This is a genomic window from Streptomyces sp. NPDC048643 (assembly GCF_040650615.1).
GTDB lineage: Bacteria > Actinomycetota > Actinomycetes > Streptomycetales > Streptomycetaceae > Streptomyces.
The window spans coordinates 1-14,831 of the sequence record NZ_JBEZHO010000060.1 but is presented as its reverse complement, the minus strand read 5'-3'; the positions used below and the strand labels follow the sequence as shown (position 1 = coordinate 14,831).

14 protein-coding genes and 1 pseudogene are annotated in these 14,831 nt (G+C 73.6%); 9 read left to right on the top strand and 6 right to left on the bottom strand.

The window, feature by feature from the left end:
• The first annotated feature begins 172 nt into the window (after positions 1 to 172).
• Complete coding sequence (locus AB0C62_RS36780) at positions 173 to 2,290, top strand: MMPL family transporter (protein WP_362980797.1); 2,118 nt, start codon at positions 173 to 175, stop codon at positions 2,288 to 2,290.
• Between the two features lie 180 nt (positions 2,291 to 2,470).
• Positions 2,471 to 2,638, top strand: coding sequence for a hypothetical protein (locus AB0C62_RS36775; protein ID WP_362980795.1), 168 nt, complete (start codon positions 2,471 to 2,473; stop codon positions 2,636 to 2,638).
• A 26-nt stretch (positions 2,639 to 2,664) separates the two neighbouring features.
• On the opposite strand, the gene AB0C62_RS36770 is transcribed toward AB0C62_RS36775, so the two are convergent.
• Positions 2,665 to 4,647, bottom strand: coding sequence for a hypothetical protein (locus AB0C62_RS36770; RefSeq protein WP_362980793.1), 1,983 nt, complete (start codon positions 4,645 to 4,647; stop codon positions 2,665 to 2,667).
• A 401-nt stretch (positions 4,648 to 5,048) separates the two neighbouring features.
• Between AB0C62_RS36770 and AB0C62_RS36765 the strand changes: the two genes are divergently transcribed.
• From AB0C62_RS36765 to AB0C62_RS36750, 4 genes are all read left to right on the top strand, one after another.
• Positions 5,049 to 5,132: a putative leader peptide gene (locus AB0C62_RS36765; protein WP_351421473.1), complete on the top strand. Its 84-nt coding sequence runs from the start codon at positions 5,049 to 5,051 to the stop codon at positions 5,130 to 5,132.
• A 285-nt stretch (positions 5,133 to 5,417) separates the two neighbouring features.
• Positions 5,418 to 5,972, top strand: coding sequence for an NADPH-dependent FMN reductase (gene ssuE / locus AB0C62_RS36760; RefSeq protein WP_362980791.1), 555 nt, complete (start codon positions 5,418 to 5,420; stop codon positions 5,970 to 5,972).
• Positions 5,969 to 7,162, top strand: coding sequence for an SfnB family sulfur acquisition oxidoreductase (locus AB0C62_RS36755; RefSeq protein WP_362980789.1), 1,194 nt, complete (start codon positions 5,969 to 5,971; stop codon positions 7,160 to 7,162). The genes ssuE and AB0C62_RS36755 overlap by 4 nt, the downstream gene beginning before the upstream one ends.
• Before the next feature lie 62 nt (positions 7,163 to 7,224).
• Positions 7,225 to 8,367 (top strand): LLM class flavin-dependent oxidoreductase, encoded by a 1,143-nt coding sequence (locus AB0C62_RS36750; RefSeq protein WP_362980787.1) that lies wholly within the window; start codon positions 7,225 to 7,227, stop codon positions 8,365 to 8,367.
• Between the two features lie 57 nt (positions 8,368 to 8,424).
• On the opposite strand, the gene AB0C62_RS36745 is transcribed toward AB0C62_RS36750, so the two are convergent.
• A complete protein-coding gene (locus tag AB0C62_RS36745) occupies positions 8,425 to 9,480 on the bottom strand; it encodes an acyl-CoA dehydrogenase family protein (RefSeq protein WP_362980785.1) in 1,056 nt (351 codons plus the stop codon).
• Between the two features lie 103 nt (positions 9,481 to 9,583).
• Between AB0C62_RS36745 and AB0C62_RS36740 the strand changes: the two genes are divergently transcribed.
• Together AB0C62_RS36740 and AB0C62_RS36735 are read left to right on the top strand one after the other, a co-directional pair.
• On the top strand, positions 9,584 to 9,940 hold the full coding sequence (locus AB0C62_RS36740) for a YciI family protein (protein ID WP_081222761.1): 357 nt from the start codon (positions 9,584 to 9,586) through the stop codon (positions 9,938 to 9,940).
• Entirely contained in the window at positions 9,937 to 11,136 is a 1,200-nt protein-coding gene (locus AB0C62_RS36735) for a sigma-70 family RNA polymerase sigma factor (protein ID WP_362980783.1), read from the top strand. Before AB0C62_RS36740 ends, AB0C62_RS36735 begins: the two co-directional genes overlap by 4 nt.
• Before the next feature lie 66 nt (positions 11,137 to 11,202).
• Here the strand turns inward: AB0C62_RS36735 and urtE are convergent, their stop codons facing one another.
• From urtE to urtB, 4 genes are read right to left on the bottom strand one after another with little or no spacing between them, the layout of a single operon-like run.
• Positions 11,203 to 11,895: an urea ABC transporter ATP-binding subunit UrtE gene (gene urtE / locus AB0C62_RS36730; RefSeq protein ID WP_362980781.1), complete on the bottom strand. Its 693-nt coding sequence runs from the start codon at positions 11,893 to 11,895 to the stop codon at positions 11,203 to 11,205.
• Positions 11,895 to 12,716, bottom strand: coding sequence for an urea ABC transporter ATP-binding protein UrtD (gene urtD / locus AB0C62_RS36725; RefSeq protein WP_362980779.1), 822 nt, complete (start codon positions 12,714 to 12,716; stop codon positions 11,895 to 11,897). The genes urtE and urtD overlap by 1 nt, the downstream gene beginning before the upstream one ends.
• Positions 12,713 to 13,828, bottom strand: coding sequence for an urea ABC transporter permease subunit UrtC (urtC, locus tag AB0C62_RS36720; RefSeq protein WP_362980777.1), 1,116 nt, complete (start codon positions 13,826 to 13,828; stop codon positions 12,713 to 12,715). Before urtC ends, urtD begins: the two co-directional genes overlap by 4 nt.
• Entirely contained in the window at positions 13,825 to 14,721 is an 897-nt protein-coding gene (urtB, locus tag AB0C62_RS36715) for an urea ABC transporter permease subunit UrtB (protein WP_362980775.1), read from the bottom strand. Before urtB ends, urtC begins: the two co-directional genes overlap by 4 nt.
• Before the next feature lie 16 nt (positions 14,722 to 14,737).
• Here urtB and AB0C62_RS36710 point away from each other — a divergent pair.
• A pseudogene (locus AB0C62_RS36710) lies at positions 14,738 to 14,831 on the top strand (serine hydrolase); the annotation flags it as partial.

The following is a 14,831-nucleotide window of genomic DNA, read 5'->3' as shown; positions in this document are numbered from 1 at the left end:
CGACGCGCGGGAACTGCCGGACGCCCGCCGCATCCGGACGGGCGCCGTCCCGGGAAGCACCTCCGTGGTCTACGATCTGGCCCCGAGATAGCTCAATGATTGAGATTGTTTTTCATTGAGATACCTGGACACCTGTACGCCGAACGCCGTCTGCCGTGACACCTGGAGAGCGATGTCCATCACCCCACGACGGGCCCTGTGGCTGATCCCCGTCGTCCTGCTCGTCGCCTGGCTCGGCATCGGGGGGACCCTCGGCCCCTACGCCGGCAAGCTGGGCGAGGTCGCCACCAACGACCAGGCCGCCTTCCTGCCGCGCAGCGCCGAGTCCACCAAGGTGGTCTCCGAGCAGCGTGCCTTCCAGCAGGACGAGACCCTGCCCGCGATCGTCGTGTGGACGGTGGACGGCGCGGGGTCGGTCCGGGGTGAGCGCCAGGCCGCCGCGACCCGCGCACTCGCCTCTCTCGCCGGCACCCCCGGCGTCGTCGGCCGGGCGTCGCCCGCCCTGCCGTCGGGCGACGGCGAGGCGCTGGAGGGCGTCGTCCAGCTCCGGCCCGATCTCGGTGACAAGCTGCCCGACACCCTCGACCGTGTCCGGGCGGCCACCGACCGCGTCCCGGGAACGACGGCACGCATCGCCGGGCCCGCCGCCAGCCAGGCCGACCTCTCCGACGCCTTCGCCGGCATCGACGGTCTGCTGCTCGGCGTCGCCCTCGCGACCGTCCTGGTCATCCTGCTGCTCGTCTACCGCAGCGTGCTGCTGCCCTTCGTCATCATCCTCGGCGCGGTGTTCGCGCTCGGCCTGGCGTGCGCCGTCGTGTACGTCCTCGCCGACCACGACGTCGTCCGGGTCGACGGCCAGGTGCAGGGCATCCTCTCCATCCTCGTGATCGGCGCGGCGACCGACTACGCCCTCCTTTTCACCGCCCGCTTCCGTGAGGAACTGGCCCTGCACGACGACCGGTTCACCGCCGTCCGGGCCGCGTTGCGGCAGTCGTGGGGCGCGATCGTCGCGAGCGCCGGGACCGTCGCCCTCGGCCTGCTGGCCCTGCTGCTCAGCGACCTGACGAACAACCGGGCGCTCGGCCCGGTCGGCGCCATCGGCGTCGTCTGCGCCGTGCTGAGCACGCTCACCTTCCTGCCGGCCGTCCTGGTCCTCCTCGGCCGTGCCGCCTACTGGCCGGCACGTCCCCGCCCGACCGGGGACGCCGGGGCGGGCAGCGGGGTCTGGCGGCGGGTCGCGGACCTGGTGGACCGCACCCCCCGCAAGGTCTGGGCGATCGCCCTCGCGGGCCTCCTCGCCTGCGCGGCCTTCGCCCCCACCCTCACCGCGAAGGGCGTCCCCCTCGACGAGATCTTCGTCGACGACGCGCCGTCCGTCGCCGCCCAGCGGACCCTCTCGGAGCACTTCCCCGGCGGTTCCGGGAATCCCGCAGTGATCATCGCCGACGCCGACCGCGTCTCCCAGGTGATCACCGCGGCGCGCACCACGGACGGCGTCGCCTCGGCCGCCGCCGTGACGGATTCCGGACGGCCCGGCGGGGGCGACCCCAAGGTCGTCGACGGCCGGGTGCGCGTCGACGTCACCCTGCGGGCCGCCGCCGACAGCGACACGGCCAAGGACACGGTCGCCCGGCTGCGCGACGCCGTCCACGCCGTCCCGGACGCCGACGCGCTCGTGGGCGGCTACACGGCCCAGCAGTACGACACCCGGCAGACCGCCGAACGGGACCGCACCCTCATCGTTCCCGTGGTCCTCGCCATCATCCTGGTCATCCTGGCGGGCCTGCTGCGCTCGCTGCTGATGCCGCTGTTGCTCGTGGCCACCGTGGCGCTCAACTTCGCCGCCACACTGGGTATTTCGTCGCTCGTGTTCCGGCACGTCTTCGGTTTCAGCGGCACCGACGCCTCCGTGCCGCTGTACGGCTTCGTCTTCCTCGTCGCCCTCGGGGTCGACTACAACATCTTCCTGATGTCCCGCGTCCGTGAGGAGTCGCTGCGGCACGGAGTGCGCCAAGGGGTGCTACGCGGACTCGTCGCCACCGGCGGGGTGATCACCTCGGCGGGTGTCGTCCTCGCCGCGACCTTCGCGGCCCTCGGCGTCATCCCGCTGGCCTTCCTGGTGCAGATCGCCTTCATCGTCGCGTTCGGCGTCCTGCTCGACACCCTGGTGGTGCGCTCGCTGCTGGTGCCGGCGCTCGTCCGCGACATCGGTCGCCGCGCGTGGTGGCCGGGGACGCTGAGCCGCGCACCGGCGCCCGTGCCCCACCAGGGCGAGCGCGTCCGGGTGTGACGGGGCCCGCCCCGCGCGGACACGCGCGGGGCGGGCAGGTCCCGCGTTCCGCCCCTACCCCTGTTCACCGCCGCCGAACGGCGTGAACAGACCTGACATGTCTCGGAGAAACGCGGGCAAGCGCATTCCACGGGACCCGTCGCTCCGGGTCCGAGGTCAGAGGTGGAGGTGCCTGCCGCTATGGGGACAAAGGTGCTGGAACGATTTCCCGCGGGGGCTCCTCGCGGATCGTGGTCGGCTGAGGAGTACGCGGCCCGGCGCCGCACCGAGGGACTGCCGGCGACGGTCGTGATGGACCTGCAGTCGGACGCCTTCCTCGTGGTCGTCCCCCTCGGGGAGGAGGACTGACCCCCGCCGTGCGGGGCCGGGCCGGCTCAACGGCTCGCCCCGTCACCGACCGGGGCCAGTGAAGAGCCGTTCTCCAGGCGGGCGGTCAGATGGGGTCGCGCGCCCTCCGGAGCCCGCACCGCGAGAGTACGGCCGTCCTGCCGGGCCCTGACCGCACCGGTCACCTGGATGCCGGTGACGGCCCGGCTGCCCGCGGCGAGCAGGTACCAGTGACCCGCGCGCGACCGCCAGTGGGCGTCCGCCACCACGTGCTGGCCGAACCGGCTGCACGCCGCGGTGGACCGGGCCCGCGCGACCTCCCGGGCCGGAGCGGACGGTGAGGACGCCGGCAGCCGCAGCAGCACCCGGACATCTCCCGGACCGCGCCAGGTGCCGGCCCGCGCACAGGCCCACACCGCGTGCCCGCCGTTCTCCGGCAGATCCTGCTCGGCGAAGTCCCAGGCGTTCACCTCACGCACCCCGCTGCCCCGCAGCTTCTCCAGCCCGCACGCCATGTGCGCCCACGCGACGAGCGCCGGCGTGCCCGTCGCCTCCCGCGGCTGACGCGCCGGAGGCGTTCCGTGACCGGGCAGCGGCGTGTACGTCAGATGCACCGGCGACAGCTCGCCCAGGTCGGTCAGCAGGAACGCGTGCTTCTCCACGATGCGCTCGGAGGACCGCAGTTGGAGCACCGGCCGCCGGTCGCATGCCGCACCTCCGGACGGGGCGGAGAGCGGCTCGGTCACCCCGTCCCGCGCGACGTCCACCGGGCGGGCGGGGGAGTCCGGACGCGTCAGGTCGCGGGTCTGCGCCTCGGCGATCCAGGGGGCCAGCAGGAACCTGGTCCCCCGCGGGCCGCGCCCGACGACCAGGGCGGCGGCGGTCGTCACGTCCGCGTCGTCGGTCCGCGCGAGTGCCAGCGCGTCGCGCCCGCGGCCGTCGACGGGTTCGCTGTACCGCACCACCCGCTGTCCGTCGTGCAGCAGGACCACGGCGTCGCCGTCCACGTTCCCCGCGTACAGGAGCCTGGGCGCCCGGGGCGGCGGGTCCATGGACGTGGTCGCCGTCGCCGTGACCTGTACGGCGCGGGCGGGCCGGGCCCAGGCCGACAGCGCCCGGCGCAGCAGGTCCTGGTCGTCGGCGCGGGCCCCGCGCGCGGGCCACGCGGTGAAGTCGACCCGGGAGGTGTCGGCCCAGGAGTCCGAGGGCGTACGGACGAGGTCCGCGGGGCCGGGCAGCGACGCGCCCGCCGGGACGCGGCCTGCGGACGACGGGCCGGAGCCGGGCAGCGACACCGCCAGCAGCACCCCGGTGAGCACGACGACGGACAGCGCGCCCCACAGGACCCGGAAGCGGCGCCGGCGGCGGAGCAGGTCGGTGGGCGCGGTCTGCACGGTGCAGGCGTCGAACTCCCGTGACCTCAGCAGCGTCCGCGCCGCCTCGCCGGCCGTCTCACCGAGCCGTGCGGCGGACCGCAGGGCCCCTTCGGGATCGGCGACACCGGCGGCCCGCAGCAGGGTCCTGATCGCCGATTCGGTCCGTCCGTCCACGCTGCGCAGGACGAAGGCGGCGCGCCCGGCGGCCGTCGAACCCGACAGGGCCTGGCCCAGCGCGATCTCCTCCGCACCGCCCGCGCGGGGGAACAGCCGCAGCCCCCACACGACCGGCAGCGCGGGGATCAGCGTGCGCGGCGGCGGCAGCCGTCGGGGCCAGCCGCGCGGTGAGCGCCCGTACGCGATCGCCGAGCGCAGGACGGCGGCGCGCAACCGGTCGTTCTCGGCGATCGACCGGCGGGCCGTGCCGCGGGGCGTCGGCACGTGCGGCCCGGGAAACCGGTCCCGGGGACCCGGCAGCGAGCGCTGCACCAGCGAGTGGGCGACGAGGATGCGGCGATGCCGGTTCAGCGAGGGAGGCAGCGTGAGGTACGCGAGACGCACCAGGTCGCTGTAGTCCTCGACGAGGGCGGTCTCGGCCCGGTCGAGTGCTGTCCTGCCGCGGAGGACCGCACGGGGTAGCGAGGGGATGGGCATGGAACGAATGCCTTCCGAAGGAGCTGACGTCGTGTCACGCCGCTCCGTCAAACGAGTGACTCTTCGGATGGTCACAGGACAGCGGTCCGGGGACGGCCTCCGGAGCTGCTCCCGCCGAGGCGGGGGAGCTTCCGGCGGGGAGGCCGGGCACGGCGCCGCGCCGACCGGGCCGCGGGGGAGGTGTCGGCGCTGAAGGCGGCGAAGGGGCCGAAGGGGAGCGCCCTTCGGTCCCGTCCGTGATCCCCCGTGAGACGGTACGAGCCGTCCTGGCGTCCGGGTCGGCGCAGCTCACGCGGCACGAGGGGCGGACGTCGCGCGACCACCCGCGGAACCGGTCCGGGATGCGAGACCCGTCCGCCGTTCCTTGACTGGTCCGAGCCGGGGCTGCGACGATCGGCGGCATGATGATGCGACTGGACCTCACGCGGCGACGCCATGTCGACCTTGCGCGTGTCTCCAGCTCCTTCTGTCGTCGCGACGTCTGACGGTCCCGACGGCAGGGTCTCCTTCGCACGGACCGTTTCCCCCGCGCCGGCCTTCCCGCCGTGCCCCAGGACGTCCCCTGCCCGTCCCCGCCGTGCCCCGACCGCACTCCCGCCGAACTCCCGGGCCTTCGTCCGACACGGCCCGTCCGGCAGGACCACAGGCCCGACCGTGCGACCGGAACAACGGAGTCTCCCGTCGTGTCCGCCCGGCACACGGCCATGCCCGCCCCCTGCCCGTCACTCCCGGTCGCCCGCCACCGCGAACTCCCCTTGGAATGAGGACCCATGGCCACCGTCCTGTCCGTCTCCGGCAGCCCCTCCGTCTCCTCCCGTACCGCCAAGCTCCTGCGTCACCTCGACGCCCGGCTCACCGCACAGGGACACGAGGTGATCCCCCTCGACGTCCGCACGATCCCGGCCGAGGCCCTGCTCGGCGCGGACTTCCGGCACCCCGCCGTCGTGGAGGCGGCCGCGCTGTTCGACCGCGCCGACGGCGTGGTCATCGGGACCCCCGTCTACAAGGCCGCCTACTCCGGCGTCCTCAAGGCCCTGCTCGACCTCCTGCCGCAGTACGCCCTGGCCGGCAAGACCGTCCTGCCGCTGGTCACCGGTGGCAGCACGGCCCACGTGCTCGCCCTGGACTACGCCCTGCGCCCGGTCCTCAACTCCATGGGCGCGACCCACATAGTCCAGGGCTGGTTCACGCTCGACAAGGACATCACCACGGCGCCGGACGGGAGCGTCACCGTGGCGCCCGGCACCGCCGAGGCACTGGCGCAGGTGGTGGACCAGTTCTCGGTGGCCCTCGGCCGCACCCCGCTGCTCGCCGCGGCCGGATGACGTCCGTGACCGCCCACGTGATCGCCGACGACGCCGAAGCCCTCGCCGTCGCCGCGGATCTCGCGGACGCGTTCCGGGCCGAGGCCTCGGTACGCGACGCCGAACGGCGCCTTCCGCACGCCGAGTTGGAGCAGCTGTCCGCCTCCGGCCTGCTCGCCGTCACCGTGCCCGCCGAGCACGGCGGCGCGGACGTACGGCAGGAGACCCTCGCCGAGGTCTTCCGGCTGCTGGGCTCGGCCGACGCCAGCCTCGCCCAGATCCCGCAGAACCACTTCGTGTACGTGAACGTGCTGCGCCGACAGGGCACCACCGAGCAGCAGAAGTTCTTCTTCGGCGAGGTCCTGGCGGGACGGCGCTTCGGCAACGCGCAGTCCGAGGCCGGCACCCGGCACGTCCAGGACATCCGCACGCGGCTCGTACCGCTCCCGGACGGCTCCTACGAACTGACCGGCGTCAAGCACTACTCGACCGGAGCGCTCTTCGCCGACTGGATCCCCGTGCTGGCCCGCGCCGAGGACGACAACCTGCACGTCGCCTACGTCCCCCGGGACGCCGACGGGCTCACGGTCGTCGACGACTGGGACGGCATGGGGCAGCGCACCACGGCCAGCGGCACCGTCCGCCTCGACGCCGTGACCGTCCCCGCCGACCGCGTGGTGCCCCACCACCTCACCTTCCACGGCCCACAACTGCACGGCGCCGTGGCCCAGTTGCTGCACGCCGCCATCGACGCGGGGATCGCCGGAGGCGCCCTCGCCGAGGCCGCGGAGTTCGTGCGCACCAAGAGCCGACCGTGGTTCGAGAGCGGCGTCGACACGGCGGCCGAGGACCCGTTGCTCATCCAGCGCTTCGGTGAACTCGCCCTTCAGGTAAGGGCGTCCGAGGCGCTGCTGGGCGTCGCGGCCCGCGCGCTCGACGCGGCCCGCGACGAGCTGACGGACGCCTCGGCCGCGGAGGCGTCCCTCGCCGTGGCCGCCGCGAAGGCCCACACCTCCGCCACCGCCGTCCTGGTGGCCGACGCGCTCTTCGAGGTCTCCGGCACCCGCGCCGCCCTGGCCTCCCTCAACCTGCACCGGTACTGGCGCGACGCCCGCACCCACACGCTCCACGACCCCGCCCGCTGGAAGATCCAGCACCTCGGCCGCTGGGTCCTGAACGGCACCCGACCCCCGCGGCACGGCCTGCTCTGACGCACCTCGCCCCCCACGCGCACCGCCGCCCGCACCACCCCCACGATCGGAGAACACCCGCCGTGTCCCTCACCTTCCACTGGTTCCTGCCCACCAACGGAGACAGCCGCCATGTCGTCGGCGGCGGCCACGGCACACCCGCCACCGTCTCCGGCCAGGACCGCCCGCCGACGGTCGCCTATCTGAGCCAGATCGCCCGCGCGGCCGAGGACCTCGGGTTCGTCGGTGCCCTCACCCCGACCGGGGCCTGGTGCGAGGACGCCTGGCTCACCACCGCGATGGTCAGCCAGAACACCGAGCGCCTGAAGTTCCTCGTGGCGTTCCGGCCGGGCTTCGTGTCGCCCACGCTCGCCGCGCAGATGGCCTCCACCTACCAGCGCCAGACCGGCGGACGTCTGCTGCTGAACGTGGTCACCGGCGGAGAGAGCCACGAGCAGCGCGCCTACGGCGACTTCCTCGACAAGGACGGCCGCTACCGCCGTACCGGCGAGTTCCTCTCGATCGTCCGGGACCTGTGGGACGGCAAGACCGTCGACCTGGCCGGCGAGCACCTCCGCGTCGAGGACGCACGGCTCGCCCGGGTCCCCGACCCCGTGCCCGAGGTCTACTTCGGCGGCTCCTCACCCGTCGCCGGTGAGGTCGCCGCCCGGTACGCGGACGTCTACCTCACCTGGGGCGAACCACCCGCCCAGGTCGCCGAGAAGATCGCCTGGATCCGCGGGCTCGCCGCGCGGGAGGGCCGGACCCTGCGCTTCGGCATCCGCCTGCACGTGATCACCCGCGACACCTCCGAGCAGGCCTGGGCCGAGGCGGGGCGGCTCCTCGACGGCTTCGACCCGGCGACCGTACGGTCCGTCCAGGAGGGCCTCGCCCGCAGCGAGTCGGAGGGCCAGCGGCGCATGCTCGCCTTGCACGGCGGCGGCCGCGACGGCCTGGAGATCCACCCCAACCTGTGGGCCGGCATCGGCCTGGTGCGCGGCGGGGCCGGCACCGCCCTGGTCGGCAGCCACGACGAGGTCGCCGACCGCATCGAGGAGTACCACGCCCTGGGCATCGACGAGTTCGTGCTCTCCGGCTACCCGCACCTGGAGGAGGCCTACTGGTTCGGCGAGGGGGTACTGCCCCGCCTCGCCGCGCGGGGCCGCTGGCGCCATCCGTTCGCGACCGCCCCGGCCCCGGCCACGCAGGTGCCCTTCACGAGCTGAGCGAACCGGGAGCACGGGTCGAGCGGGGGAGCCGCAAGAGCCGGGAAGGCGAGGCGATCAGGGCGAACCCAGCGAGCCGAGGTGTGAGTTGCGCACCTCGGCCGTCTGCCCCTGCACCAGCAGGAACATCCCCTCGCGCGCCAGTCGCTGTGCGGGGCTGCGCAGGTCCATCGCCCGCCCGCCCCCGGCCACGACCGCCGCCGTGGTCGCCGCCCGCATCACGTCGTACGCCCGCGTCTTGCACACCAGCCGCTCGTCGATCCGTTCCGTCGGCACCGGGTGGTCGGCGAGCGCGTAGGCCTGCCGCCGCACCTCGTCCATACGCGCCCGCAGCACCTCCGCGGTCTCCTTCGCCGCCCGGTCGCCCTCCAGCAGGCCGATCGCCGCCGCCGTCACCCCGAACACGGCCGGCGAGGCGTTCGTGTTCTTCGGCCGGTCGCCGGCCGCCCAGGACGCGTACGGGAGGCGCAGCGCCACCGCATCGTCGGGCAGCCACAGCCCGTCCAGCTCCAGGGAGACCGTGCGGGACGCGGAGAGCGCGGCGAGCCGCATCGGCGGCGACGGGCGCATCCCCCGCTGCTCTCCCGCCTCGGTGAACGCGAACAGGGCCTCGTCCGCGTCCGTCACCCCCGCCAGCAGCATGACGTCGTTGAGCCCCCAGCCCGAGTACCAGGGGACCGTCCCGTCGAAGCGCCAGCCACCGCGCTCCGGGGTGACCCGCACCGGCACCCGCGGATGGGCGCGCAGCTGCGCGTACGCCACACCGGACAGCAGCTCGCCGCGCGCGAGCGGGCCGAGCAGCCGTTCCCGCACGGGGAGGCCGAGGTCGGCCTTCGCCAGGGTCGCCACCGGTGTGTGGTGCTGGGTCTGCACGAACCACGTCGAGCAGCACGCCCCGGCCAGGATCTCCGCGGTCTCCCGCACCACCGCGGCCGGCGCCGCCGACCCGCCGTACGCCACGGGGGCGCTCACCCCGAGAAGCCCGGACGCCTTGACCGCCTCGATGCTGCTCACGGGCACGCCGTCCTGGTCCACGCGCTCCGCGCGGGGCGCCAGCACGTCGGCCGCGAGCCGGCGGGCGGCGGTGACCAGCGGATGCGGTGTGGCGGTCATCGAAGAAATCTCCCGCTGTCGTCGTGGCGTGTGTCGATCCGGCGCCCTCCCGTTCGTGTAGTCAGTGAGACACCGACCGAGCGAGCGTCGAGGAGGACACATCATGAAGTACTACCTGCTGAGCGTGATGCAGCCGCAGGGCGAGCCGCCCGCGCCCGAGATCATGCAGGAGATCATGCACAACCTGGAGGTGTTCCACACGGAGCTGCGCGAGGCCGGGGCCTGGGTGTTCGCCGGAGGACTGCACGGCCCGGAGACCGCGACCGTGCTGCGGGCCCGGGACGGCGACGTGCTGGTCACCGACGGGCCCTACACCGAGAGCAAGGAGTACCTGGGCGGGATCTGCCTGATCAAGGCGCCCGACCTGGACGCCGCGCTCACCTGGGGACGCAAGGCGACGCTCGCGACCACCCTGCCCATCGAGGTGCGCCCGTTCATGCACGAGGCCGACGACCGATGACCGTCGACGCCGCCGGGATCGAGGCCGTCTTCCGCGCCGAGTACGGCCGGGCGGTCTCCGTCCTCATCCGCCTCCTCGGCGACATCGACCTCGCCGAGGAGGCGGTCCAGGACGCGTTCACCACGGCAGTCGCGAAGTGGCCGGAGACCGGCACACCGCCGAGCCCGGCCGGCTGGATCATCACCACCGCGCGCAACCGCGCCGTCGACCGGCTCCGCCGTGAGTCCTCGCGAGAGGCCCGGCAGGCCGAGGCGGTGCGGCTGCACGCCCCGGACGAACCCGCGGAGGAGGGTCCCGTGCGCGACGACCGGCTCCGTCTGATCTTCACCTGCTGCCACCCGGCGCTCGCCCCCCAGGCCCAGGTCGCCCTCACCCTGCGGCTCCTGGGCGGCCTCACCACGGCGCAGATCGCGCGCGCCTTCCTGGTCCCCGAACCGACGATGGCCCAGCGGATCGTCCGAGCCAAGGCCAAGATCCGCGACGCGGGCATCCCCTACCGCATCCCCCGCGACGCCGACCTCCCGGACCGCGTCGACGGGGTCCTCGCCGTCGTCTACCTCGTCTTCAACGAGGGGTACGCAGGCCGCGCCGATCTCTGCGCCGAGGCGGTGCGGCTCGGGCGCCTCCTCGTCGAGCTCATGCCGGACGAGCCGGAGGCACTCGGCCTGCTCGCCCTGATGCTGCTCATCGAGGCCCGCCGCCCCGCCCGCACGAGCGCCGACGGCGACCTGGTCCTGCTCGCCGACCAGGACCGCTCCCGCTGGGACCGCGGCCTGATCGCCGAGGGACAGGACCTGGTGCGCCGCTGTCTGCGCCGGAACCGGCCCGGGCCATATCAGATCCAGGCCGCCGTCAACGCCGTGCACAGCGACGCGCCGACCGCGGCCGCCACGGACTGGGACCAGATCCGCCGCCTCTACGACCAGCTCATGGCCCTCGCGCCCAGCCCCGTCGTCGCCCTCAACCGCGCCGTCGCCGTGGCCGAGACCGAGGGACCCGGGACCGCCCTCGCCCTCGTCGAGGATCTCGACCTCGCCGGCTACCCCGCCTTCCACGCCGTACGGGCGGATCTGCTGCGCCGGCTCGGCCGCACCGGCGAGGCCGTCGATGCGTACGACGCCGCCGTCGCGTCGACCGAGAGCGCGCCGGAGCGCGCACACCTCGAACGGATCCGGGCCGCCCTCGCGAAGAGCTGACCGCGACGGCACCCGGGGCCCGGCCGCACGCCGGGCGGGCGCCTCCCGCACGGGCGGCCCGGACGCTCACACGCTGAGCGCCTCCCGCACCGACCGCTCCGCGTCCTGACCACCCTCTCCGGAGGAGGTGACCCGGCCCGCCTCCAGGACGTAGTAGCGCTGCGCCGCCCGCATCGCGAAGCCCACGTGCTGCTCGACCAGCAGCACCGACAGACCGCCCCGGGCCGCCAGGGAGAGGATCGTCTGCTCGATCTCGGTGACCACCGAGGGCTGGATGCCCTCGGTCGGCTCGTCGAGGAGCAGGACCCGAGGCTCCGTCACCAGCGCCCGGGCGATCGCCAGTTGCTGCCGCTGGCCGCCGGACAGCAGCCCCGCGCGGCGGCCCGAGAGGGTGCGCAGCGCGGGGAACAGGTCCAGCGCCTCGGCGACGGCCTCCCTGCCGCGCCGCCGTCCGTCCGCGACGAGCTGGAGGTTCTCCGCGGTGGTGAGATGCGGGAAGACCTGCTGGCCCTGGGGGACGTACGCCATCCCGCGGGCCACCCGCTCATGCGGCGTGCGGCGGGTGATGTCCTCGCCGTCGAGGCGGACGGTGCCGCTCTGCGGGCTCAGCAGTCCGACGGCGGCCCGCAGCAGCGTGCTCTTCCCCGCCCCGTTGTGGCCGAGCACGGCGGCCACCCCGTCCCGCGGCACCTGGACGGAGACACCGTGCAGCACGAGGCTGCGGTGGTATCCGACGTGGACGGTGTCGATCTCCAGCATCACGCCTCCTGTACGGCGGTCGGTGCGGGCACGGTCGCCGCGGGAGCCTCCGTCACCGGGGCGGCTCCGGTGGCCGGGTGTCCGAGGTAGACCTCCTGCACCTTCGGGTCCGCCTGGACCTGGGCGACGGTGCCCTCGCTCAGCACCCGGCCCGCGTGCAGCACGCTGACGCTGCGCGCGAAGGAGCGCATGAAGTCCATGTCGTGCTCGATGACGACGACGGTGCGTTCCTCGCTGATACGCCGCAACAGCTCACCCGTGGCCTGCCGTTCGTCGTGGCTCATGCCCGCGACGGGTTCGTCGAGCAACAGCAGCCGTACGTCCTGGACCAGCAGCATGCCGATCTCCAGCCACTGTTTCTGGCCGTGCGCGAGCGTCCCCGCCGTGCTGCCGGCGAGACCGGTCAGGCCCACCGTCTCCAGCGCGCGGGCGACCGGCTCCGGCACACCCCTGCGGCGGCGCAGCATGGTCAGGGCGCTCCGGCCCGCGCCCGCCGCGATGTCCAGGTTCTGCAGGACGGTCAGCTCCTCGAACACGGTGGCCGTCTGGAAGGTGCGGCCGATGCCCGAGCGGGCGATCCGGTGCACGCTGCGCCCAACTATGTCGGTGCCCCCGAAGCGCACCGAGCCCGAGGCGCGCACCAGCCCGGTGACCGCGTCGACCAGTGTCGTCTTGCCGGCGCCGTTCGGCCCGATCAGGAAGCGCAGATCGCCGGGCCGGACGTCCAGGTCCACCCCGTCGACGGCGGTGAACCCGTCGAAGCTCACGCGCAGTTGCCGGATCTCCAGTCCCGCGGGCTCGTTGTCCCTGATCTCGGTCATGCCGTGTCTCCAGCGAGTCGTCGGCCCGCGCGGCGCCGCCTGACGACGGCGGCCAGCGAGGCGAGCCCGCCCGGCAGGAACGCCAGGGCGACGATGAACAGCAGTCCCTGGAAGTAGGTCCAGGCTGCGGGGAACTCCTCCGACAGGGCAGTCTTCGCCCAGGCGACGCCGATCGCGCCGAGGACCGCACCCGTGAGGCTGGCCCGTCCGCCGACCGCCGCGCCGATGACCAGCTCGATGGACGGCACGATGCCGACGAGCGCGGGGGAGATGATGCCGACGGCGGGGACGAACAGCGCCCCCGCGAGACCGGCCATGCCCGCGGCGACGACGTACGCCACGAGTTTGACGTTGGCCGGGTTGTAGCCGAGGAAGCGCACCCGCTCCTCGGAGTCCCTTACGGCGACCAGGAGTTCGCCGTAGCGGCTGTGCATCAGCTGACGGGCCAGGGCGATCAGCAGGAGCAGCACCGCGGCGATGACGAAGTACACCAGCCGCTGGTTGACCGGGTCGTTGAGGTCGTAGCCGAAGAAGCCCTGGATGTCGGTCAGTCCGTTGGTGCCTCCGGTCGTGGCCTGCTGGCCGACCAGCCAGATCGCGAAGGCCGCGGCGAGCGCCTGGCTGAGGATGGCGAAGTAGGCCCCCTTGACGCGCCGCCGGAAGATGAACGAGCCGAGGATCGCGGCGACCGCCATGGGCAGCAGGACCGTCGCCGCGACGGCGAACACCGGGTTCGCGAACGGCCGCCACCACCAGGGGAGTTCGGTGGCGCTGCCGTACAGCTGCATGAAGTCGGGCAGGTTGCCGGGGCCGGCGTCCGCGATCTTCAGGTGCATGGCCATGGCGTAGCCGCCCAGCCCGAAGAAGACCCCCTGGCCGAGCGTCAGCAGTCCGCCGCGCCCCCAGGCCAGACAGATGCCGACCGCGACGATCGCGGTGCACAGGTATTTGGCGAGCAGCCCGAGCCGGAAGTCGGACAGCGCGAGCGGGGCGCAGGCGAAGAGAGCCAGGGCCGCCACGGCGAACCCCGCCGCCGGACGGGCGGCGGCGAAACGGCTCCGGACAGGCGGCGGTTGCTCCGCCTTCGGAGGGAGGGGAGCGGTGGTGGTCATACGAGACTCCTCGTGCGCAGCGTGTACAGGCCCTGCGGCCGCCACTGGAGGAACGCGACGATGGCCACGAGGACCAGCACCTTCGCGACGCTGACGGTCGTCGAGTACTCGAGGACCGACTGCAGCGCGCCCAGCGCGAAGGCGACGATCACGCTGCCCCGCAGCTGCCCGATGCCGCCGACCACGATCACCAGGAAGGCGTCGATGATGACGTTGGTGCCCATCGTCGGCCCGATCGGACCGACCAGGGTCAGCGCGACCCCGGCGACCCCGGCGAGGCCCGAGCCGATGAAGAAGGCGGTGCGGTCCACCCGGGCGGTGGAGATGCCGGACACCTCCGCCAGGTCCCGGTTCTGCACCACCGCGCGGATCCGCCGCCCGAGCGGGGTCAGCCGCAGCGTCAGGGACAGGGCCACGACCGCCGCCACCGCCAGCGCGAGGATGAACAGCCGGCTGTTGGCGAAGGTGAGCGGGTCGTCGCCGCCGACGACCGTGATGTGCCCGGTGAGGACGTCGGGCGCCCGGGTCTGCACATTGGGCGCCCCGAAAATGTCACGGGCGAGTTGCTGGAGCATCAGGGAGACGCCCCAGGTGACGAGAAGGGTGTCGAGAGGCCGCAGATAGAGGCGCCGGATCAACAGCCATTCCAGCAGCGCGCCGAGTGCGCCCGACACGACAAATGCGACGGGCAACGCGACGAGGAGCGACATTCCCGCGCTCGAAATGGACTTCTGCAGGACATAGGTGGTGTAGGCGCCGGCCATGATGAACTCGCCGTGGGCCATGTTGATGACATTCATCTGGCCGAAGGTGAGTGAGAGGCCGAGCGCGATGAGGAGCAGGACGGCACCGATGCTGACGCCGGTGAACAACTGCCCGAGGATCACGGTCATACGGCGGCTCCGGGGCCTGGACCTCGACGCCCCGGTGGCCGCGTACTGGCCGGAGTTCGCGGCGGCGGGCAAGCAGGGCGTCCTCGTGCGGCATCTGCTGTCGCACCGGG